At 51.4% G+C, this 22135-nt stretch carries 21 protein-coding genes; 3 read left to right on the top strand and 18 right to left on the bottom strand.

All coding sequences use genetic code 11. The annotated features are described in order from the left end of the window. From nuoL to Q0X35_RS01690, 14 genes are all read right to left on the bottom strand, one after another. A partial coding sequence (nuoL, locus tag Q0X35_RS01755; RefSeq protein ID WP_297564750.1) for an NADH-quinone oxidoreductase subunit L occupies positions 1–1475 on the bottom strand: 1475 nt, incomplete at its 3' end. A gap of 55 nt (positions 1476–1530) precedes the next feature. Next, positions 1531–1830 carry an NADH-quinone oxidoreductase subunit NuoK gene (nuoK, locus tag Q0X35_RS01750; protein ID WP_297564745.1) on the bottom strand — a complete coding sequence of 100 codons (300 nt, stop codon included), beginning with the start codon at positions 1828–1830 and terminating at the stop codon, positions 1531–1533. Further along, complete coding sequence (locus Q0X35_RS01745; RefSeq protein WP_297564743.1) at positions 1830–2762, bottom strand: NADH-quinone oxidoreductase subunit J; 933 nt, start codon at positions 2760–2762, stop codon at positions 1830–1832. The genes nuoK and Q0X35_RS01745 overlap by 1 nt, the downstream gene beginning before the upstream one ends. Next, the gene (nuoI, locus tag Q0X35_RS01740; protein ID WP_297564741.1) at positions 2762–3430 is read right to left on the bottom strand and encodes an NADH-quinone oxidoreductase subunit NuoI; all 669 of its coding nucleotides are present in this window, start codon (positions 3428–3430) and stop codon (positions 2762–2764) included. The genes Q0X35_RS01745 and nuoI overlap by 1 nt, the downstream gene beginning before the upstream one ends. Further along, complete coding sequence (gene nuoH, locus Q0X35_RS01735) at positions 3423–4757, bottom strand: NADH-quinone oxidoreductase subunit NuoH (protein WP_297564740.1); 1335 nt, start codon at positions 4755–4757, stop codon at positions 3423–3425. Before nuoH ends, nuoI begins: the two co-directional genes overlap by 8 nt. Continuing rightward, positions 4754–7318 (bottom strand): NADH-quinone oxidoreductase subunit G, encoded by a 2565-nt coding sequence (locus Q0X35_RS01730; RefSeq protein ID WP_297564739.1) that lies wholly within the window; start codon positions 7316–7318, stop codon positions 4754–4756. The genes nuoH and Q0X35_RS01730 overlap by 4 nt, the downstream gene beginning before the upstream one ends. Continuing rightward, a complete protein-coding gene (gene nuoF / locus Q0X35_RS01725; protein ID WP_297564737.1) occupies positions 7315–8658 on the bottom strand; it encodes an NADH-quinone oxidoreductase subunit NuoF in 1344 nt (447 codons plus the stop codon). Before nuoF ends, Q0X35_RS01730 begins: the two co-directional genes overlap by 4 nt. Beyond that, entirely contained in the window at positions 8658–9347 is a 690-nt protein-coding gene (gene nuoE / locus Q0X35_RS01720; RefSeq protein WP_297564736.1) for an NADH-quinone oxidoreductase subunit NuoE, read from the bottom strand. The genes nuoF and nuoE overlap by 1 nt, the downstream gene beginning before the upstream one ends. Further along, positions 9347–10696, bottom strand: a complete 1350-nt coding sequence (locus Q0X35_RS01715; protein ID WP_297564735.1) for an NADH-quinone oxidoreductase subunit D — start codon at positions 10694–10696, stop codon at positions 9347–9349. Before Q0X35_RS01715 ends, nuoE begins: the two co-directional genes overlap by 1 nt. Further along, positions 10696–11397 (bottom strand): NADH-quinone oxidoreductase subunit C, encoded by a 702-nt coding sequence (locus tag Q0X35_RS01710; protein WP_297564748.1) that lies wholly within the window; start codon positions 11395–11397, stop codon positions 10696–10698. Before Q0X35_RS01710 ends, Q0X35_RS01715 begins: the two co-directional genes overlap by 1 nt. A gap of 17 nt (positions 11398–11414) precedes the next feature. Next, on the bottom strand, positions 11415–11972 hold the full coding sequence (locus Q0X35_RS01705; RefSeq protein ID WP_297564734.1) for an NADH-quinone oxidoreductase subunit B: 558 nt from the start codon (positions 11970–11972) through the stop codon (positions 11415–11417). 3 nt (positions 11973–11975) lie between these two features. Further along, a complete protein-coding gene (locus Q0X35_RS01700) occupies positions 11976–12338 on the bottom strand; it encodes an NADH-quinone oxidoreductase subunit A (protein ID WP_297564733.1) in 363 nt (120 codons plus the stop codon). 85 nt (positions 12339–12423) lie between these two features. Continuing rightward, the gene (locus Q0X35_RS01695; RefSeq protein WP_297564731.1) at positions 12424–13698 is read right to left on the bottom strand and encodes an NAD(P)/FAD-dependent oxidoreductase; all 1275 of its coding nucleotides are present in this window, start codon (positions 13696–13698) and stop codon (positions 12424–12426) included. A gap of 141 nt (positions 13699–13839) precedes the next feature. After that, positions 13840–14538, bottom strand: coding sequence for a demethylmenaquinone methyltransferase (locus Q0X35_RS01690; protein ID WP_297564729.1), 699 nt, complete (start codon positions 14536–14538; stop codon positions 13840–13842). A 31-nt stretch (positions 14539–14569) separates the two neighbouring features. On the opposite strand from Q0X35_RS01690, the gene Q0X35_RS01685 reads away from it, so the two are divergent. Continuing rightward, complete coding sequence (locus Q0X35_RS01685) at positions 14570–15976, top strand: isochorismate synthase MenF (protein ID WP_297564727.1); 1407 nt, start codon at positions 14570–14572, stop codon at positions 15974–15976. Here Q0X35_RS01685 and Q0X35_RS01680 read toward each other — a convergent pair. The 4 genes from Q0X35_RS01680 to Q0X35_RS01665 form a co-directional block, all read right to left on the bottom strand. Beyond that, positions 15954–16127, bottom strand: a complete 174-nt coding sequence (locus Q0X35_RS01680) for a hypothetical protein (RefSeq protein ID WP_297564725.1) — start codon at positions 16125–16127, stop codon at positions 15954–15956. The two genes, Q0X35_RS01685 and Q0X35_RS01680, sit on opposite strands and share 23 nt — an antisense overlap. 195 nt (positions 16128–16322) lie before the next feature. Beyond that, positions 16323–17798, bottom strand: coding sequence for a S1C family serine protease (locus tag Q0X35_RS01675; protein ID WP_297564724.1), 1476 nt, complete (start codon positions 17796–17798; stop codon positions 16323–16325). Between the two features lie 254 nt (positions 17799–18052). Continuing rightward, positions 18053–19717 carry a 2-succinyl-5-enolpyruvyl-6-hydroxy-3-cyclohexene-1-carboxylic-acid synthase gene (gene menD / locus Q0X35_RS01670; RefSeq protein ID WP_297564723.1) on the bottom strand — a complete coding sequence of 555 codons (1665 nt, stop codon included), beginning with the start codon at positions 19715–19717 and terminating at the stop codon, positions 18053–18055. Between the two features lie 66 nt (positions 19718–19783). Beyond that, a complete protein-coding gene (locus tag Q0X35_RS01665; RefSeq protein ID WP_297564747.1) occupies positions 19784–20866 on the bottom strand; it encodes an o-succinylbenzoate synthase in 1083 nt (360 codons plus the stop codon). Between the two features lie 60 nt (positions 20867–20926). On the opposite strand from Q0X35_RS01665, the gene Q0X35_RS01660 reads away from it, so the two are divergent. Together Q0X35_RS01660 and Q0X35_RS01655 are read left to right on the top strand one after the other, a co-directional pair. Further along, a complete protein-coding gene (locus Q0X35_RS01660; protein WP_297564722.1) occupies positions 20927–21925 on the top strand; it encodes a 1,4-dihydroxy-2-naphthoyl-CoA synthase in 999 nt (332 codons plus the stop codon). Continuing rightward, positions 21918–22135, top strand: a 218-nt coding sequence (locus Q0X35_RS01655) for a hypothetical protein (RefSeq protein ID WP_297564721.1), incomplete at its 3' end; no start/stop codon positions are given. The genes Q0X35_RS01660 and Q0X35_RS01655, both read left to right, overlap by 8 nt.

Here is a 22135-nt window from a genome sequence, read left to right as displayed (position 1 = left end):
AGGAAACCGCCGTAATTCAAAACTGCGCCAATACCGAGTGATCCAACAGCTAATACAGCCATCGGTACCCACATGAACGGGGAAGGATCGTGCGGATGGTGAGCATTTGCCCCCTGCTTTTCCCACCGCTCTTCTCCGAAGAAAATCATGAAACACAGGCGCGACATATAGAAAGCAGTCAGCCCGGCTACGAGTACCGTAATCAATCCGTAAATCCACGGGCGAATTCCACTGCCCGTAAAGGCAGCTTCAATAATGCCGTCTTTGGAATAGTATCCGGAAAGGAAAGGCACTCCAATAATTGCCAGATAGCCACAGAGGAAAGTAGCGCGCGTAATGCGCATATGCTTACCGAGCCCACCGAAGCCCCGCATATTTACTTCTTCTTTCATGGCGTGCATGACGGCGCCGGCGCCCAAGAACATATTGGCTTTGAAGAAACCGTGCGTAACCAAATGGAAAATAGCGAAAGTAGCGCCTACCGGGCCTAAGCCGGCCGCCAGCATCATATATCCAATCTGCGACATCGTCGAAGCGGCCAGTACCTTCTTCATATCGTCTTTTGCGGCACCAACTACTGCTCCGAATATCAGAGTTATTAAACCGATTATCGTCACTGCGAGAGCCGCCGCCGGAGCTGCGGTGTAAATTCCCCCAGAACGCACCATCAAATATACACCTGCCGTCACCATAGTGGCCGCGTGAATAAGAGCGGATACCGGAGTTGGGCCTGCCATGGCGTCTCCCAGCCAGGCTTGCAAGGGGAATTGCGCCGACTTACCGCAGGCAGCCAGGAGCAAGAAAATACCGATAAAGGTCAGTTGCCCCGAGGAGGCTCTTTCTAGACCGGCATTCACATCGGTAAAGTTCACTGAACCAAAGTTACTTACCATGGCCATCATGGCGATAAGCATTCCCAAATCGCCAACGCGATTCATAATAAATGCTTTCTTACCGGCAGTGGCATACTCAGGTACCTGATTCCAGAAAGAAATCAATAGATAAGAGGCCAGGCCTACGCCTTCCCAACCGAGGAAAAGCGCCAAATAAGAATTCCCTAATACCAGCATGAGCATGGAAGCTACGAAGAAGCACAGATATGCAAAGAACTTACGCCGTTCGGGGTCATGCTCCATATAGGCTACCGAGTAGATGAAGATTAAGGTGCCGACGAAGGTCACCAGCATGACGAAGGTGAGGGAAAGCGGATCTACGCGCGTGCCGAAATCGACCACCATATCCGGGCCCGCCACCCAAGTGAAAAGAGTGGATTCGAGAATGCGCGCATTGGCATCGAGCGCAGCCAACTGCAGAGTAGCGGCTAGACCGATACCGAATGAGCAAACCGCAGCGGCGATAGCCAACCAGTGCCCCCACTTATCGGCTGCTTTTCCAGCTAGAAGTAAAACAGCGCATGCGGCCAGTGGAATCGCAATTACTAGCCAAATTAGATTAATCGCCCCCACAGCCGGCATTGCTGCTGGAGCAGTGGGAAGAAGTTCCGTAATCAAAATAATTACACCTGCTTCCTTAATTCTTCATCAGGTTCACACCGTCAAGCGATGCCGACCTGCGGGTCTTAAATATGGTGACAATAATTGCTAATCCCACTACCACTTCCGCGGCGGCTACTACCATGACGAAGAAAGCAAATACTTGCCCTTCTAAATTTCCCCACATCCGCGAGAAGGTAATAAATGCCAAATTGCAGGCATTAAGCATAATTTCCACGCCGAGCAAAGCAATTATGCCATTGCGGCGAATCAGTACGGTAGCTCCTCCTACTACGAAGAGAATTAGAGCTAATATCACGTAATACAAGAGATTCATTATTTCTGCTCCTCCGCTTCTGCGGCTCCTGCTTTCTCCGCCTCCGCAGCGAATTCTGCCGGATATACGGGGGCTTTTTCTCCCGGCATTCCCGGAAGAGTGCTCCTGCCTACCACTCCATAAGTAGCGGGACCAGAAGGTACCTGACCGGCAGAAATACGCGCTACCGTCTCGGGCGAAATTTCTTCCACGCTCCGCGATTGCCCGCGAATCTGCAAAATTCTATTTACCGAACCTTCCAGCGGCTCTCCATAAGCAGTAAGCGCCGGATTGGTAGAAGAATTAGATTCGGCGTACACACCCGCATTGGGTTTAATTCCCGGATGCTCGCCCTGCTCTATGAAATCTTTAATTTTCTTTTCGGCCAAATCAGCTTGCGTAATGCGTTTATTAATACGCTGCCGATGGGTAAGAGTCATGGCACCCAGAGCAGCAATTATTAGAAGCGTGCCAGTGAGTTCCAAGGTGAGAATATGGTTAGAAAAGATTAGCCGCGCTACGCCGAACGGATTTGTTTCCGCGTTCGCAGCTGCTAAACCAGCCGATTTTGGATAGGTAGAAGTCCAGACTACTGCAGCTAAGACGAAGAGAATACCCGTCCCGCCCAGAATGGCTACCGGGCGCGGAGCTGGCAAAGTTTCATGCCGAGAATCCGCGGAATCCACTCCGATGAGCATCAATACGAAGAGGAACATCATCAAAATTGCGCCGGTATATACCACCACCTGCGCCACTCCCATAAAAGGCGCTTCGAGCATGGTGTAGATAAATGCTAAGCCCACCATAATGAAAAGCACCGAAATGATTGTATATACCGCTTTTCGGGCAATAAGTAAGCCATAAATAGCGCACAGCACCATACAACAAGCCAGCAGAGCGAAAAGTATCGTTTCGCCCAGCGAAATTTCTAAAGGTTCTAAATTCGGCATCATCAGGCTCTTACCTCCTCAGTACCAGCAGTGACGGCCGTAGAAATAGATTCATCGCCGGGACGGTGCTGGCGCACCCAATCTACCTGCGCTTCCGTGGGGCCAGTAATTTGCCCCCGGTAGTATTCTGCATCAGAAGTGCCTTCCACCATCGGATGCGGCGGATTGAGCATTCCTTCTGCCAGCGGAACCAGCAAATCCTGCTTTTCATAAATCATTTCTTCCCGATGCTGCCCGGCAATCTCAAATTCCGTACTCATAGTCAGCGCACGAGTCGGGCAAGCCTGGATACAGTAACCACAGAATATACAGCGCAGATAATTAATCTGATATACCCGCCCGTAGCGTTCTCCTGGAGAATACTGTGCTTGCGGCGTATTGGAAGCTGCCTCCACATAAATAGCATCGGCGGGGCATGACCAAGCACAAAGCTCACAGCCAATACACTTTTCCAAACCATCTGCATAGCGGTTCAGTCGATGTAAACCGTGGTAGCGCGGGCGCGGCGGAATCTTTTCAAAAGGATACTGCTCCGTCACCGTGGGGCGGAAAAGCGTAGTGAAAGTGACCCCGAATCCGGCTACTGGAGCAAGCAGCTTGCCGAGTGGCCCTTTTTTATTAGGACTGTACAGAGCTTTATCTGGTTGTTGAAACTCATACTCTTCAGACATCCTTAACCTCCTCTACCGCAGCTTCTGCATCTGCATAATTTTTCCTTCTTCCCGCTCGTACAGAAGGGGGAAGATGCTGCCCAGGAAGCGGCGGCACCGGATAACCATTTTCAAAACCAGCAAATTCTTCCTGCTCGCGTGCCTTAATTAGCTCCGCTTGCGTAGGCCGTAAGCGATCATCTCCTAATCCCCAAATGCAGAGGATTACTGAATAACCAATCGAAAGTATCAGCATGACGGCTTGCACGTTAATACCCAGCGTCATATTCACCCCTAATACGCATCCCACGAGAGTGAGCCAAATCAGGGCCGCTGGGATTAAGCCTTTCCAGCCCAGTTTCATAAATTGATCGTAACGGAAGCGCAACAGCGTACCACGTACCCAAATAAATACGGCTACGAAAAGCCAAGTCTTGATAAGGAACCACAACATGGGCAACCAACCCGTATTGGGGTCGCCACCCCAGAATCCGAACAGACTCGTAAGCAAGGGGCCCGCGCGCCAACCGCCAAAGAAAAGAGTGGTGACGAGCATCGACAGGTTCAACATATTTATGTATTCCGAAAGGTAATACCAACCGAATTTCATGGAGGAATACTCCAGGTGAGCACCCGCTACGATTTCGCCTTCTGCTTCGATAAGGTCAAATGGCAAACGCCCTGCCTCACCGAACATAGTGATGAAATAAATTATGAAAGCCGGACCCAGCAAAAGTACATTCCAGAGCTCTTGCTGCCCCGCCACAATTCCAGAAGTGGCCATTGTGCGGCTGAGGATAAATACCGTCACTAAGGATAACCCCTGCGCCAACTCATAAGAGATCATCTGCGTGGCCGAACGGACCGAACCGTAGAGTGGCAGGGTAGATTTCGCAGACCAACCACCGAGTACTAATCCGTATTCGCCCAAGGCCGCAATCGCCAGCACAAAGAGCATGGCCACCGGAGAATCAGTGAGCTGCAAGGGGGTTTGAATACCAAATATAGATACCCCCGGCCCGAGCGGCACCACTGCCATAATGCTGAAAGCACAGAGAGCCGAAATTGCCGGAGCGATCAGGTAGACGACCTTATCCGCACCTTTCAGGTTAAAGTCCTCTTTGAAAAGAAGTTTAATCGCATCTGGGAAAGACTGAAGCAAACCGAAAGGACCTACGGTATTAGGCCCCAGCCGATTCTGCATCCGCGCCAAGAGACGCCGCTCAAACCACAAGGCGAAGATAACGGAGAATATTAAAAACAGTACGATAAAGGCTGCTTTTAATACCCATATCCACCAGGTATCTTGCGAAAAATCGGCAATCATCTGATTCGTAGCTGTATTCACTTTGCCACCTCGACATTTTCTAGCGTAACTACCGCTCCTGCCCTCAATCCGATAGAGGATAGCGAGTAGCCAACCGCGTTCTGCGGCGCCCATACTACTCCGTCGGGCATATCTACTTGCACCGCTGGGAATTCTAAGTAACCATCCGGGCCCTGCAGACGCAGCTGCGAGGTAATTCCCGCTTGCTGCGCAGTAGCAGGCGAAAGCAGCGCCACCGCTTTATGAGCAGTATTTGCCAAATAAGGCTCGAAGCCCTGTAGTGCACCACCATCGAGCATTTGCTTCCAGGTAGAGAGCACAATTCCGGAAGCATTAACCGGAGTTGCTTCTACATTTGGAGAGGCAATACGAATTCCTGCCCAGCGCGGAAGCGCCGTATATTCTTTTACAGCGGCTTCCAGAGAAGCGAGCCGTAAATCAATTCCCATTTCAGCCGCAATATCGTTTAGCACTACCCGATCTGGCTCTGCCACCGAAGTGAGTACCTGACCGAAGGGACGCAATCTTCCTTCCCAGTTAATGAAGGTTCCACCCTTTTCTACCGGCGGAGCCACGGGGAAGAGTACATCTGCAAAAGCTGCGGTATCACTATCGCGCACTTCAAGTTGAATTACGAAAGCCCGCTCGAGAGCTGCAGCAGCTCCGGCCGGTAAATCGGTGAGTTCTACTCCCGCCAGAATTAACGTATCTAATTCACCGGCAGCTGCTGCCGCTAACATCTGCTCGGTATTCAAACCCGAAGCAGCAGGCAAATCTTCCACACCCCAAGCCTGGGCAATTTCTGCTCGGGCGTCTGCATCTGCTACCGGCCGGCCACCTGGTAATAAATTAGGCATAGCGCCGGCTTCGATTGCAGCTCTATCGCCAGCTCGCCGCGGTACCCACGCTAAGCGGGCACCGGTACGCGCTGCCAAACGCAAGAGTGCACTCAGTACTCCGGGAGTATCTCCGGCTCTCTCTCCGACCAGAATCACCGATTCCGGCTGCGTAAGATCTTGATAAAGATTCCCTAAATCAGCACTGGCACTTTCGGCGATGGAATCTAGTAAAGCGCCTACCTTTTGCGGATGGGCGGGCAAGAAACGCGCTGCCATCTTCGCTGTGCCCCGCGTAGCAAAAGTAGAAATTACTGATACCGAAGTGCTCTTTGCCAATACGCCTTTCCGCAGACGCAAGAAAATAGAACCACATTCTTCTTCGGCTTCCAGCCCGACCAATAGCACATGGCCAGCCTTTTCAATTTCGGAGTAGGTAACTCCTTGCCCCTGACCAGCTACTACTGCTCCTAAGAAAGCATCTTCTTCACTGCTTCCCGCGCGAGTACGGAAATCAATATTGTTAGTTCCGAGGACGCAGCGGGCGAATTTCGCATAGGCATATGCATCTTCTAGCGGCAAACGCCCCCCCATAATTACGCCTGCCCGCTGTGATTTACGAAGCTGCGTAGCTGCCGCGTCTACGGCGGCAAACCAAGAAGCGTTTTCCAAACCGGTGACGCGCGGAGAACGCAATCTATCTGCCCCGTTCTGCCAACGGAAAGCGAAACGATCTTTATCGGTAATCCAGTCTTCATTCACTTCCGGATCTTCTAGAGCTAGCCGCCGCAGCACATTACCGTGGCGGTAATCTACGCGAATTGCAGATCCAGAAGCATCGTGCTCAGTCACGGAAGGCACAGACACTAAATCAAAAGGCCGCGCCCGGAAACGATAGGAAGCAGAGGTTAAAGCTCCAACCGGACAAATCTGAATTATATTTCCCGAGAAGTAGGAGACGAAAGGATGCCCATTCACATCAGATTCGGCTGCACCAACTGGGCCAGCGCAATAACCACTCGCAATTCCTGGTAAACCGCGCGAGCCCGCATATTCATTTGCTGCCGATTCGGAAGTGGCATCCGCGGAAGCAAAATCGAGTACGCCGCCATCGAAATTCCCAATTTGCGAACCGTGCAGACCGTGATGCACTTCGTAACCTGGAGTGCCTCCGCCGCGGCCTTGGAGCTGCACAAAAGCATCTCCCGCTATCTGGGTTGAGAAACGGGTACAACGCTGGCAGAGAATGCAGCGATCACGATCTAAGAGAATCTGCGCCGATACGGAAATCGGCTTCGGATAGGTGCGCTTTACATCGATAAAACGCGAAGTGGTGCGCCCATCTGAAAGAGCTTGGTTCTGTAGGGGGCACTCTCCGCCTTTATCACAAACCGGGCAATCCATCGGATGGTTAATGAGTAAGAACTCCATTACCCCCCGCTGTGCCTTTTCCGTAACTTCCGAAGTAGCGGCCGTATATACTTCCATTTGGTCGGCTACCATAGTGGAACAAGCCGGCTGCGGTTTCGGCATTTTTGCCACTACCCCTTGTCGGTTCGGGCTAGCTACTTCCACTAAACACTGGCGGCAAGCAGCTACGGGGCTGAGAAGTGGGTGATCACAAAAACGCGGAATATGCACACCTGCTTTTTCCGCCGCCCGAATGATGAGCGTGCCTTTCGGCACCGACATCTCTTTGCCGTCAATTTTTATAGTGACCATTTCTTGCTGAACTTCTGCCGTCATTTGGTACCTACTTCGCTAAAAACTACCGATTTTTCAATCGGGAACATCTCGGCTGCCGCAGTGTGGTAGCCGGCTTCGAATTCGTCCCGGAACAAATCAATTCCCGATTTGACCGGAGTAGAAGCTGCATCTCCAAGTGCGCAGAAAGAGCGACCCTGAATATTGCTCGCGATTTCGTAGAGCAAATCCACATCACCTTCCTGCCCCTTTCCGGCTTCAAGACGGTGTAAAATCTGGCGCATCCAGAAAGTGCCCTCCCGGCACGGGGTGCATTTTCCGCAAGATTCATGCTGGTAGAAATCCATCCAGCGCGTGATTACTCGCAATACGGATACCGTCTCGTCGAATACTTGGATAGCGCGGGTAGCCAGCATGGAACCATTTTCCATTACTTCTTCATAGCCGAGCGGCACATCTAAATGATCTGCTGTCCAGAGCGGAGCAGAAGATCCTCCGATAGTGAGGAACTTTAACTGATGCCCAGCGCGAATACCGCCGCACATATCTAGTAATTCCCGCACGGTGATACCGAAAGGAGCTTCGAATTGCCCCGGATGCTGCACGTGGCCAGACACGGAGAAAATACCGTGCCCGCGCGAGTTCTTTGTTTCTGCTCCCATGCTCTGCAGCCACTCGGCACCGTTATTGACAATACCGGGAATCGAAGAAATTGATTCAGCATTATTGATTACGGTAGGCCGAGCGAATAGACCAGCCACTGCCGGGAAAGGCGGCTTCAACCGAGGCTGACCACGATATCCCTCTAAAGAGTCGAGCAAAGCGGTCTCTTCGCCGCAAATATAGGCACCGGCTCCCGCATGCACAGTAATATCTAAATCATAATCGTGGTTGGGCCCTAGGCCTTTACCCAGTAATCCCGCCGCGCGCGCTTCCCGTACGGCCGCCAGAAGACGCCTATATACGTGCACCACTTCGCCACGTAGATATACGAAGCCGTGATGCCCTCCAATTGCAATTAGGCAAAGCATCATGCCTTCTAAGAGCAAGTGCGGATTAGCGAGCAAAGCTGGAATATCTTTACAAGTACCTGGCTCGGATTCGTCCGCATTGACCACTAAATAACGTGGCTTACCGTCCTGCGGAGGCAGGAACGACCATTTTAATCCAGTGGGGAATCCCGCTCCTCCGCGGCCGCGGAGCCCGGATTCTTTTACTAAATTAGTAAGAGCAGCCGGATCTTGTGCCTGTAATTCCCAGCCTTTATTTATAGCTTGATATCCCCCGTGCCGGCGATAAGTATCAATAGTCCAAGACTTATCGAGATCCCAGTAATCGCTCAATACGGGAGCTAGTAAATCTGGCTTCGTAAATTCAGCCATTACAATTCCCCTCCTTCTTTACGAGGAGCAGTCCAGTTATTGGCGCGGGCAATTTTTAGACCCCGCAAAGTAGAATCGCCGGGCAGACCGCCTTCATCCACATGGCCATCTTCGAATCCGGCCAGTACTCGCTCATTTTCTTTGAAAGTGTGTACCTTATCCGGGCCGCGCGTAGGTTTAATATCTTTGCCGGCTTGAATATCGTCTACCAACTGCTTCGCTGATTCCGGAGTCTGATTGTCGAAAAATTCCCAATTGACCATAATCACCGGTGCGTAATCGCAAGCGGCGTTACATTCCAGCTTTTCCAACGTAATTTTTCCATCGCTGGTGGTTTCGTTATCGGAAATCCCTAAGTGGCTGCACAGCTCATTCCAAATAATATCTCCGCCCATTACTCCGCAGAGCGCATTGGTGCACACTCCGACGTTGTATTCACCATTTGGATGCCGGCGATACTGCGAATAGAAAGTGGCTACTGCCGATACTTGAGCGCGCGTAAGGTCCAAGATATCCGCTATTAAGGCGATACCCCGCGGCGAACAGAAGCCGTCTTCGGACTGGATGAGATGTAGCAAAGGCATAATAGCCGAACGAGAACGCGGATAGCGGGCAAGTACTGCTTCTGCGTCAGAGCGCAGCCGTTCCTCCACTTCCGGTGCGTAATTAGCTGAATAGTTATCTGCCATCAGCGATCTACTCCTCCCATCACCGGATCGAGAGATCCGAGCGCCACGATTGTATCAGCGAGCAATCCGCCCTCTGAAAGAAGATTCAAAGACTGAATATTATTAAAACTGGGGTCCCGGAAATGTGCCCGGAAAGGCCGCGTGCCCCCGTCAGATACCAGATGTACCCCTAATAGACCTTTCGGATGCTCTACCATTTGGTAAACCTGCCCGGCTGGCACTCGGAATCCTTCCGTCACCAACTTGAAGTGATGGATCAAAGATTCCATAGATTCCGTCATGATCTTTTGTACATGCGCCGGCGACTGCCCCTGCCCATCCGAGCTAATCGACAAGCAAGCCGGCCAAGCAATTTTCTTATCCTTCACCATGAATGGCTCGCCGGCCGTTTGCTCCAGCTGGTCAAGTACCTGGTAAACGATTCGCAAAGATTGATAGCATTCGGCGTACCGCACCTTCACTCGGTTATAGGCATCAGATTTTGCCTCAACCGGCACATCGAATTGATATTTTTCGTATCCGCAGTAAGGCTGGGTCTTTCGCAAATCCCACGGCACTCCCGCGGCACGCACCGAAGCTCCCGTAGTGGAAAGGGCCATTAGCGCTGAAAGCGGCGCAACTGCTACATCTTCATGACGCATCTTGAAGATGGGGTTGGCCATAGTCAAACTTTCCATCTCCGAAATGGTGTTGCGAATCTTCGGCAGCAGCTCTTTAATATATTCAATTCCTCCTTCGGGAATATCATCGAGCACGCCGCCGGGGCGAATAAACTCATTATTCATGCGCAGACCGGTGATATCTTCCATAATGCGCAAAATATCTTCTCGGCAGCGGAAACCGAGGGTGAGCATGGTGGTAGCACCTAGTTCGTTGCCTAAGGAACCAATACCGAGGATATGGGAGCTGATTCTGCCGAGCTCCATGAGCAATACCCGAATTGCCGAAGCCCGCGCGGGAATCTGCTCCGTGATTCCGAGGAGTTTTTCCACCGCTAAGCAGTAGGCAACTTCTTGGAAAATCGGCGCCACATAATCCATCCGCGTACAGAAAGCCACTCCCTGTGTCCAGGTGCGGTATTCCATATTCTTTTCAATACCGGTATGCAGGAACCCCGTAGAAGCCCGTACCTCTTTTACGTTTTCGCCGTCTAGCTCCATTTGTAGCCGCAGCACCCCGTGCGTAGCAGGGTGTACCGGCCCGAGGTTGATAATTACGTGCTCTTCACCTAATTCAGCAGCTTCTTTTGCCAGACTGGCCCAGTCTCCGCCCACAGCTTCGAAACTGGGATAGCTGGCAGCTTGCGCATCGTCAGCAGCTTTGGTGGCAAAAATTTCTTTATTTCCCATCAGTTGTACTCCCTCCGGACGTCTTGCGGCGGAATTACGGCACCTTTATACTCCACAGGAATTCCTCCGAGCGGATAATCTTTCCGCAGAGGGTGGCCGACCCAATCTTCCGGCATTGCCGAACGCGCTAAGCCGGGATGCCCGTCAAAAATAATCCCTAATAAATCAAAAGCCTCTCGTTCTGGCCAATCAGCTCCGGGATATATCGAGGTTAAAGACGGCATATGCGGATCAGATTCCGGCACTGCCACCTCTAACGAGAGGAACCGGTTGTGAGTAATGGAGAAGAAGGTCGTGAAGGCATGCAATTCCCGCCCTTTATCCTGGGGATAGTGCACACCGGAAACTCCTAAGCACATTTCAAAGCGCAGATCTTGATCATCACGCAAATAACGAGCTACTTCGAGTAAGTGCTCCCGCGGCACGAAAATTACTAATTGCCCGCGGTCTATAACCACTTTTTCAATTACTTCTGCCGCTTGGTGCCCAGCTTCTTCTGCTAATTCGATTAAGACATCTACTACGTCATCGAACCAGCCGCCATAGGGGCGCTCAGCAGGAACAGATATGTATACAGATTCTTCGTGCCCGGAAAAGCCGGTAGTATCCGGGGCATTTTTCACTCCCCAGAGGCCCTGCCGCCGGCGCAAAAACTCCGCGCCTGCAGATGCGGTGGCGGAATCTTCCGTAACCGTTTCCAGATTTTCGTCTATTTCTTTCACGCCAATAATCCCTTCTGCAGATGCAGCGGTTCCGCCTCTAAAGCAGCTTTTTCTACCGCCCGGCAAATCTCGATACGATTCTTCCCCAGCGGCTGCTTTTCCATTAACTGGTTGCGCAGCTCAAAAATTGCGTTAATGAGCATCTCGGGGCGCGGAGGGCATCCTGGTAAATAGATATCTACCGGCACAATATGGTCTATTCCCTGCACCAAAGCGTAGTTATTAAATACTCCGCCCGAAGAGGCACACGCTCCCATGGATATTACCCATTTCGGTTCCATCATTTCGTCATAGATATTGCGCACTACCGGCGCCATTTTTTGGCTTACGCGGCCGGAGACGATCATAATGTCTGAATGACGGGGCGAAGCGCGGAATACTTCCATTCCAATACGAGAAGCGTCATAACGCACAGCTCCGAATGCCATCATCTCAATTGCGCAGCAGGCCAGACCCATAGTAACTGGCCAAGGAGAGCGGGCGCGCGACCAGCCGAGTACGTTCTCGACTGTGGTGAGGGCAATTCCTTGCGGAAGTTTTTCTTCAAGACCCATTTATCATTCACTCCATTCCAAACCGCCGCGCCGCCATTCGTAAATAAAAGGAACGGTGACGAGGAATAAAAAGGTCGCGATTGCGATTAGCCCCGGAATCCCTAATCGATCGTGGGATACCGCCCAGGGGTAAAGAAATACCACTTCAATATCGAAAATAATAAAGGTCATGGCAGTAAGAAAATACTTAATCGGAAAACGCCCGGCATCTCCCGCATTAGGAGTAGCTTCCAGACCGCATTCGTAGTTGAGTACTTTCACGCGGTTGTATTTGTGCGGGCCTAAAATTGCCGAAGCCACCAGACCACCTACTGCGACGACACCTGCCGCTGCAATCATCACTAAAAGAGGAACATAAGGATTCATACTGCGCGTACCTGCTTTTCTAGTAGTGTATTCACCTTTGATTCTACCGCTCGGGGTAAAAATTCAGCTAATTTCAAAAAATAGTTCATGCTTTGGGCACCGCCTTCGTCAGAGCGGTGATTACTTTATCCATCCAATCGCCACCGCGGCGGTCGTAGTTATCGGAGAGCAGCTTCATTACTAGCTTCATCAAAACGGGACGCGGTAGGCCGTACTTTACACAGAGATGCATAATTTCCGGGCGCTCAATAAGCGCGGCAAAAATCCTTCCGAGAGTATAATAACCGCCCAGCTCTGCCCGCAATTCTGCTTCGTACTGCTGCAGTACCCGATCCTGCGCCGCCAGCGAATTTCTACCCAGCGCCTGCGCGATGAATTCGGCCGCGAGACGCCCCGAAGCGAGCGCATACGCAATTCCCTCGCCGTTAAAAGGCGAAACCATTCCACCCGCATCGCCTAGTAATAACAAGCCGTCTCCGTAGTGGGGCTTGCGGTTGAAAGCCATAGGCAAGGCGGCGGATTGCAGAGAACCACGCTGATTTTCCGCGGTAAATCCCCATTCTGGCGGCACATTTTGCATCCAAGTGTTGAATACTTTTCGATAGTTGATGCCGGTGGGGCGCGCGGTGGAAGAAAGCGAACCCAGCCCTACGTTTACTAATCCATTACCGACGGCAAAGGCCCAGCCATATCCGGGTAATAATTCCGATTTACCGGCCGCCCCTGCCCACAGCTCTAGATAGGATTCCATCATATCGGTGCTGGCCAAAGGGGAAGCGAAGTAGGTACGTACCGCCACTCCCATCGGGCGGCGCATATTCTTTTCTCGGCCGGTGGCCACCGCTAAACGAGCAGAGACCCCGCTTGCGTCTAGCACAAATTTAGCTTTTATTTCTACTTCCGGAGCTTTTTTATCCGCGGTGGGAATTACCTTTACTCCAGTTATACGCCCTGTTTTATCTTGGATAGGAGCGGTGACGGTGCAGCCCTCCCGTAAATCTGCTCCGCTTTTTTGCGCAAAACGAGCTAACTTTTCATCTAATTCTTTTCGAGGGAGTGCACTTCCGTAGTTAGGCTGAGAAGCTAATTCTGGCCACGGCACCTCGATAGTGTGCCCACCACCGTAGGCGCGGATACCGTAATTGCGCACCCAACCTTCTGCTTCCGGAATCGGAAATCCCATGCGTATAAGCTCCGAAACAGCGCGCGGAGTGAGCCCATCTCCACAGGTTTTATCACGGGGAAATTCGGATTTTTCTAGAAGAATGGTATTTATCCCATAGCGAGAGAGATAATGTGCAGCGGCAGAACCGGCCGGACCAGCCCCTGTAATAACTACGTCAGCTGACGCAACTACCATTCCGCTCTCCCGCTTTATATGTGTACTTGAGTTTCAAGTAACTTCTCTACCCCCGTAAGTCTACGGTTTTTGCCTCCAAATTTGCACTCTCCCATTGGCTATTTACGTAATGATTTACTTGCGTATAACGGTTGCGAGTGATTATTTTTTCTTCCCGTAATGCAGTGCCACTAATCCGTTCGTAAGATTTTTATATCCCACTTCCATCCAGCCCGCTTCCGTTAAATACGCCGCCAATTCTGGCTGGGGTGGCCAGGCGAGAATAGACTCCGCTAAATATCCATAAGCCTGCGCATCCGAAGAGAAGAAACGCGAGATGAGCGGCATAATCGTATGTAAGAAAATTTTATAGACGCCCCGAAAAAGCGCATTCTGTGGGCGCGAGAATTCACATACCACTATCCGCCCTCCGGGTTTCGCCACCCGCAGCATTTCCCGCAGTGCCAAAGCGGGATCGTGCACATTACGCAACCCATAGGAAATAGTTACTGCATCGAAAGTATCCGCCGCAAAAGGCAAATTCATCGCATCTCCCTCTACGAAATGTAGATGTGGGTAGCGTTTCTTTCCTTCGGCAATCATCCCTGGTGAAAAATCACAGGCCACCACCTCTGCACCGGTTTTTGCATAGTTTTGCGCCGAAGTACCCGTACCGGCTGCTAAATCTAAAACTTTCATTCCGGGGCGTATCTGCAGCATTTGGGTGGTCTTTTTTCTCCAATACTTGACTAAGCCACCGGTGAGAATGCCGTTCATTAAATCATATTTACTGGCCACCATATCGAACATTCCCGCCACATCTTGCGGATCTTTTGCCAACGTCGCCCTTTTACTACCCATTCTTCAACTTTCAGAAGTAACATCAATTACTGTGCTTACAATACCTAATCTTAGAGTAATAACCACGAAATTAAATTTTCTGCCGCCGCTGAGTAAATTATTAACTGCACCTCACCACCAGCTAGCTTGGCTACGCGCAGAAGACGGTACAATAGGCGCGGGAGTGGCAGCTACTTTTAACTACTCTTTCCAGGCGGCTGATACGCCAGAGAGTCGTTTTACTGCCGCCGCAAACTGGTGGGAGGCAGTGAAAAAATGCGCGCAGGTAGATGATGACACTCAGCTACCGGGCAGTGGGTTATTTGCTTTTGGATCCTTTGCTTTTCACCCTGATTCTCCAGCCGGTTCTACTCTCATTATTCCGCAAGTATTGGTGGCCAAAAGAGGCAATACCGCCTGGCTCACTAGAATCGAAAATATCCAGCATCCCCAACCTTTAGCTCCGGAAGCCAGTAATTTATTACATCTCCTCCGACTCTGCGCCCCTGATTCATCTTCGCCGCAGTCACCTTGGAAAACTGCCACTATTGAAAAAATATGGGAGACACCTAGCTCAGTGGAATGGATGGCGCAGGTAGAACACGTAATCGAAAAGATTCGCGCCGGAGAAGCGCGCAAAGTAGTGCTAGCGCGCATGCTCAATATCGAAGCACAAGATCTAGATGAACGCAGCTTGGTGCATTCTCTGCACACCACCTATCCTTCCACTTGGACTTTTGCAGTAGATGGATTAATCGGCGCCAGCCCGGAAATGCTTATTGCCGCTGATTTAGAGAGCGCTGCGGAAGATTTAGAGAATGCTGGAGCCGATTTATCCGGCACCACATCTGATTCGCTACAAATGATGCCTTCTCCACTTCTCAAGTGCCGAGTGCTGGCCGGCACACTACCTAAAGCATCGCCTAACTCAGCAGAAAAGCGAGAGGCAGAGCAGCTAGAAAATTCCGCTAAAGACCAATTAGAGCACCAATACGCAGTAAATTCTGCTCTCACCGCACTAGCCGAAATGACTCAGGCGCAAGCCGGACTCTCCTACGTTTTAGAGCTCCCCAATCTTTGGCATCTGGCGACCGATATAACTGCTCACTTACAAGCCGATTATTCTATTTTCGATATACTCGGAAAACTTCATCCCACTGCCGCACTCGGCGGCGCACCGCGCCCGGCGGCTCTAAAAATCATTAAAGACATCGAGGCAGGTGAACGCGCGCGCTATGGGGGCCCGACCGGATGGATAGCAGGAAATAGCTGGGGGCAATGGTGTGTGGCTCTGCGCTGCTTAAAGGTAGATTCTCCGACTCGGGCGCGCGCTTGGGCGGGAGCGGGAATTATGGCTGATTCACAGCCACGCAAAGAATTGGCGGAAACGGAGGCAAAATTTGCCCCTGCCCTGCAGGCTTTAGAAATGCCCGCAGCTAGGAAAAACGGCGCGGAGTAGCCAATAAGCCGATTCCGCTCAACAGAACTACTCCCGTGAGACCCAGCAGCCCCACTCCGGCAAATCCGGTACGCGCAATTTCGGGCGGAGGCGGAGGCGGCGGCGCCGCAAAATTCGGCTCTTCATTGCGCATCCGTATAAAAAGTACCATCGGCATCAGCACCCGGCACTGCTACCTTATTTACCGCCATGAACTTACACATAGTTTCCAGGTGCATCTTTAATGACGACGTATTGGCCAGACTAACAATTAAATCAATTTATTCACAGCAAAAGTATTTGCAAAATAAACCAGCGGTAGCTTTTCCTACCGCCGGTTTATTGTTTTCGTAGAAAAGATAATTACTTACTCTTTATCCACCTTCGTAGCTAAAGTAATATCTAGCTCCTGTAACTCACCGTTGCGTTCGATTGTCAGTGTCACCTGATCTCCAGACTGGCACTGTCGCACAAAACCAGTAAGTGAAACAGCCGAAACTACATTTTTGCCATTAAAGGCCACTACTACATCGCCTTTTTGCAATTTACCTTTAGAAGCCGGAGTACCCGGTTCAATCTGTTCTATCTGCGCCCCTACCCGAGAGACTCCGGAATATTCCGCGATTCCGTTGCGAATCACCACTCCCAGATAGGCATGCTCAGCTACTCCTTTTTCAATAAGTTGCTGCGATATATGCTTGGCTAAATTAATAGGAATAGCGAATCCGAGCCCAATCGAGCCACCGCCTTGCGAATTAGCTCCGCGGGAAGTAGTGGCGATAGAAGAGGCAATGCCGATTACCCGCCCGGAGGAATCAAATACTGGCCCGCCGGAATTCCCCGGATTTACTGCTGCATCCAGCTGAATTGCATTAGTAACCACGCGCGCTGCTTCTCCGTCGGTAATTCCTTCGGTAGAAACCGTCTGCACGGGCCGATCTAAAGCAGAAACGATGCCGGTGGTCATAGTGGAAGCCAATCCGAGCGGATTACCGATGGCAGCTACCGGTTCTCCCACTGTCACTTTCGAGGAATCACCCAGCGCAGCTACCGTGATATCTTTCGGAGGATTCTTAATTGTAATTACAGCTAAGTCGGTAGCGGCATCTGCTCCCGCTACTTCTGCTGCATAAAGACGCCCGTCACTAAAAGTCACTTGTAATTTTTCGGCTCCAGAGATTACGTGGTGGTTGGTTAATATATGGCCTTCTTTATCTATTACCACTCCCGATCCGGCCGCGCCAGATTCACCTTTCTGCGCTTCGATAGCCACTGTGGCAGGGCCGACGGCTTTCGCTACCGCTTGCCAATCTGGCGCAGTTGCCTTGGACTCTACTACTGGCTCTACACTAGGCTCTCCCTCGGCCGCAGGCACCGGGCGCGTACCGGAATATCTCCAAGTCATTACCCCTACTCCGAGGACGCCACCCAGCAGAGCTGCCACTATTGTCATAGCTAGCAAAGCTGCCCAACTAGGATGCTTAGGAGTTTTCCGCTTTTTCACAGGCGGAATTGCCAATATCGGCTGCGGCGTAGCATTATCTGGAGAGGTATTTTCTTCATTCTCTGCAGTAGCAGATGGTAGCGAACTATCTATTTCCGAATCGGCTGGCATCTCCGCTGCGGTTGCACCTGGCCTATCAGCTGGCATATCAGCCGCCACATCAGCAGAATCCGGAACGGACGCAGGCATACCAGCAGCAGGTGCGGGCACCCTATCTGCAGAGATATTGTCTGCAGTAGATGTAGCGGCCTTATCCGCGGATTCTGGAGTCGGCGGAGTCGGTGGCTCTCCCCAATTCGAATCACCGGTCAACGGCGGCCAACCTTCATTGTTATTCATATAAAAACCTCGTTTCCATTCGCAAAAATTTTCTCTCTACCGTATACACAAACCCGTTTACCACGGGATTCTTCCGGTCTATTCAATTATGAGTTTTATAATAATAAATCCATTAAAAAAAGAAAAAGAGAAACCCTATACAATTTTCGCCCTCAGTATAACCCGCTAAAGAGAATTTCCTAGGCTTATAACCACTCCTAAGCGTAAAATCGCCCGCGGAGCGCGCCGAGTTATTTTCGCCTACCCCTGAGAATCTACAGAGCACAATATCTTTCTACCCGCGCGCAAATCTCTTTCCCTAAATCTGCTCCATGATTTTGCCGGGAAACTTCTAAATCACCAGCAAGCTCTATACTCAATACCTCCAGACCCGTTATTGGCTCTGCTAGAGTGCGGCGCAAAGTAGATACATCTGCTTTGCATTGACGCCAATGCACTCGCTCTTTTAAGGCCGGAAGGAAATCCGGTACCGAAAAATCTTTTGCCGTGCGGAATACCCGATTATAGAGCGGCGGCGGCAATTTTCCGTATTCCAGAGTGGCAAAAAGTGATCCACCTTGATCGTCTATCACCACTACCTGCAGATCAGGTAGCGGCTGATTCTGTGTGGCCACTAAAGAGCCGAGGTCGTGAATGAAACTCAAATCTCCTACCACTACTCGCATCGGCTGCTTTAGCGCACTCGCCATACCGCGCGCAGTGGAAATCACTCCGTCGATTCCTGCCAAGCCGCGGTTGGCAAAAAATACCGGGCCGGGTACGGGCGCAAAAGTATTTACAGCGCGAATTATCGAAGAAGCTCCGAGGAAAGTAGGTACTGCCGATTCACCGAGGATAAGAGCAATCTGGGGAAAATCTAGCGGATGCCCTGCTGCTAAGTACTCGCTACAGCAGCGCTGCGCTTCTCGCCCTGCGTCTTTCCATACTTCTAACCACTCTGCGCTGCCAGTTAACCAAGAAAATACTTCCTCCAGCTCCACCACGACCGCTGCATTGCCGGAGATATCTGTGTAGGTAGGGTATTCGTCTACTACCACTACTTCTATCTGCGGATCAGCTAGTAATTCTGCCACTTCCCGCGTCAAAGTAGGATGCCCCACCACCACTACCCGTTCAATTTTTTGCCGGAGCTGCGTGCGCAAGAGTAACTGATGCGCCGGTATAGCTTGAGCGCTATTGCGCAACTTGCTGCTGGGCTCTGCTAAAAACGGAACAGCTCCCGCCTGCCGGCTAAATTCTTCCACTTCCGCTTTATCCCGAAAGACATTATCGGAACCAGCTACTACTACGGTACGTTTCGGAGCTGCCTGCGAAGCAGCCAGCGTACAATCAGCGTAAATACTCTGCCATTTCCCCGCTTTTTCTAAATCCTCCGGTATGAGCGGCGGGCGAAAACCGATATTTATATGCACCGGCCCAGGGCCACTAGCTCCGGCTATTCCTTGACCGAGCATCATTCGCGCTGCGCGGGTAATTTGATTTTCGAGCTGCGCTAAATTCACCACCGGTGGAGGAAGCTGCACTTGATATTTTACGGAGGCAGCTAATAGTGCACAGTGGTCAGTAGTTTGATTCGCCCGCACCTGCTGCAATTCGGGAGGGCGATCTGCCGTGAGAAGTAGCAAAGGCAAACCGGAGTGGAGAGCTTCAACAACCGCTGGATGCAGATTAGCTACTGCAGTGCCGGAAGTAGTAACTACAGCAGCCGGCTGCCCTGCTTTCCCCATGCCCAGGGCAATGAAAGCTGCCACTCGTTCATCTATCTCTACCTCTAAACTAATTAAACCAGCTTGCTCAGCTGCCGCGAGCGCCAAAGCAAGGGGAGCAGAACGCGAACCGGGGCAGAGCACAAAATTCTTTATCCCCGCTTTAATGAGCGCGGCTACGACTCCGCGCGCCGTTTCTGTAGCTTCCACCATTTCTCCGCCTTTTCTTTTCTTTCCGTCTCTGCGTATTTTCCCGTACCTACTGCATATTTCCGATATCTACTCGGAGCCAAGCCCGCATTCTTCTGGAGCGACCCAGCGATAGCGCGCCCCCGGCCCGAGAATCTTCCAAGTACGTAAATACTCCCACAGCTGCTGGAGGCGATCTTGCCAAAATGCAGCTAATTCTCCACTGGCCGCCACCGCCGCGAGATTTTCTGGAACTATTTTCTGTAATTTTATTTTTCCGTGGTGCGCCCTAAGCGAATGAGTAGTAACGTCGGCCGTAAAAAGATCAATAGTGCCCAATCCACATGCATAAGATAACTGCGGCAGTGCAGCTGCACACGCCAATCCAGCCTCCAAACCTACGGAAGTTTCTAATGCTGAAGAAAGCACGGCCGGAAGTTCTAATTTTGCCGCTAGTTCTAAGGCAGCTCGCACACCTCCCAGGGGCTGATTCTTTATTACCGCAATATCTGCCGCCGCTAACCGGCGCACTTCCAAAGGATCAACACTTCGCCGCAGCGATTCATCGGCTGCTATCGGCACTGCCACGCGGCGGCGTACAGCTGCTAGATCTTCTACGCTCGCACAAGGCTGCTCTATATACTCCAGGCCACCGGCTGCCCGTTCATAACGCGGAATATTGAGTAATGCCGTATCTAAATCCCATTTTCCGTTTACGTCTATGCGAATTCGCGCCCGCTCCCCTAAGGCTTCCCGCACCGCCGCTAAACGAGATAAATCAGCGGCACGGCTTCCCCCCTCTTCCACTACTTTTACTTTGGCACTCAGCGCCCCCGACTGAATAGCTATTTGCTGCGCTTGCGTAGGAGATACCACAGGGATAGTCACATTGACTGGAATTTCAGAGCGAAGTGGCTCCGGAGCCCCATATACGGCCTGCTCCACAGCCCCAATTAACCACCGCGCCGCATAAGGAACCCGATATTCCAAAAAAGGAGAAACTTCCGCCCAACCGGCGGGGCCATGCAGGATAATACCGGAGCGCGTGGATATTCCCCGGAACTTAGTGCGCAGCGGAATCGTATAAGCGCAGGCAGTAAGCATAAAATTAGCGCTAGCCAAGGGGCTCCAAGCTCGCGGAATAAAATTTCCAGCTACGTATTCTCCACTCATCACTGCCCAATTATACGCAACCAAAATGGAACTAAGAGATATACGTGGCAGAATATCCTTATGGTGCAAAATAACGCAGGGGTACTGCCCCCGAAAATCTCGGAAATATTCGACCCGCAGCAGTGGCGGAGTATAGAGGGATTTCCAGATGCCGATATTACCTATCATCGGGGAGTACAAAGAGAATATTCCTCTACGGGGGAGCTGCAAAGCGAAATTGATTTGCCAGTGGTGCGCATAGCTTTTAACCGGCCCGAAGTACGCAACGCTTTTCGCCCGGAAACGGTAGATCAGCTCTATCGCGCTATCGACCATGCCCGGCTCACCCGAGAAGTAGGATGCGTAATTCTTACCGGTAATGGCCCTTCCCCGAAAGATGGCGGCTGGGCTTTCTGCTCCGGTGGCGACCAGCGAATTCGCGGAAAAGATGGCTACCGCTACCACAATGACCAAAGCTCCCCGCAGGCAGATTTAGCGTTACGGGAATCGGTAGATCCGCAAGATGCCGGCAGATTACATATTTTGGAAGTACAGCGCCTGATGCGCAATTCTGGGATGGTATTTATCGGCGCTATTTCTGGCTGGGCAGCTGGGGGCGGGCATTCTTTGAATGTGCTCTGTGATTTATCGCTGGCTTCCCAAGAATACGCACGCTTCAAACAAGTGGATGCCAATGTCGGATCTTTTGACGGTGGTTACGGCTCGGCACTTTTAGCTCGGCAAGTAGGAGATAAACGAGCCCGCGAGATTTTCTTTCTCGCCCGCACCTACAGCGCCACAGATGCCGCCCAATGGGGAGTAGTGAATGAAGCGGTACCGCACGCCGATTTAGAGAAAAAAGCTCTCGAATATGCCCGCTTAGTGGCAGAGAAATCTCCGCAAGCTATCCGGATGCTAAAATTTGCTTTTAATATGGCCGATGATGGCTTAGCTGGGCAGCAAGTATTCGCCGGCGAAGCCACCCGTTTGGCTTATATGACTGCAGAAGCTCAAGAGGGGCGGGATGCTTTCTTGGAAAAGCGCTCTCCGGATTGGTCGAGTTACCCGTACTATGCCTAGAAAATCTACTACTGAGTGCCCGGCGCCGGAACCCTTTATTTGTGCCGGCGGTAGCTCTCCTGCCGCACTTACTCATTTAACTGCGGTAGTAGAAGACTTCTTAACGCAACGAGAAAACGGAAAAATACTTCCCCCGATTTTTCTAATCCCGCCCCACACCTCAATAGCAGCGGCAAAAGCAGAAATTTCCCAATTTCATATCCCAGCGGA

It is taken from the genome of uncultured Arcanobacterium sp., from assembly GCF_947253055.1.
Taxonomy (GTDB): domain Bacteria; phylum Actinomycetota; class Actinomycetes; order Actinomycetales; family Actinomycetaceae; genus Arcanobacterium_A.
This window is presented reverse-complemented; position numbering and strand designations above follow the sequence as displayed.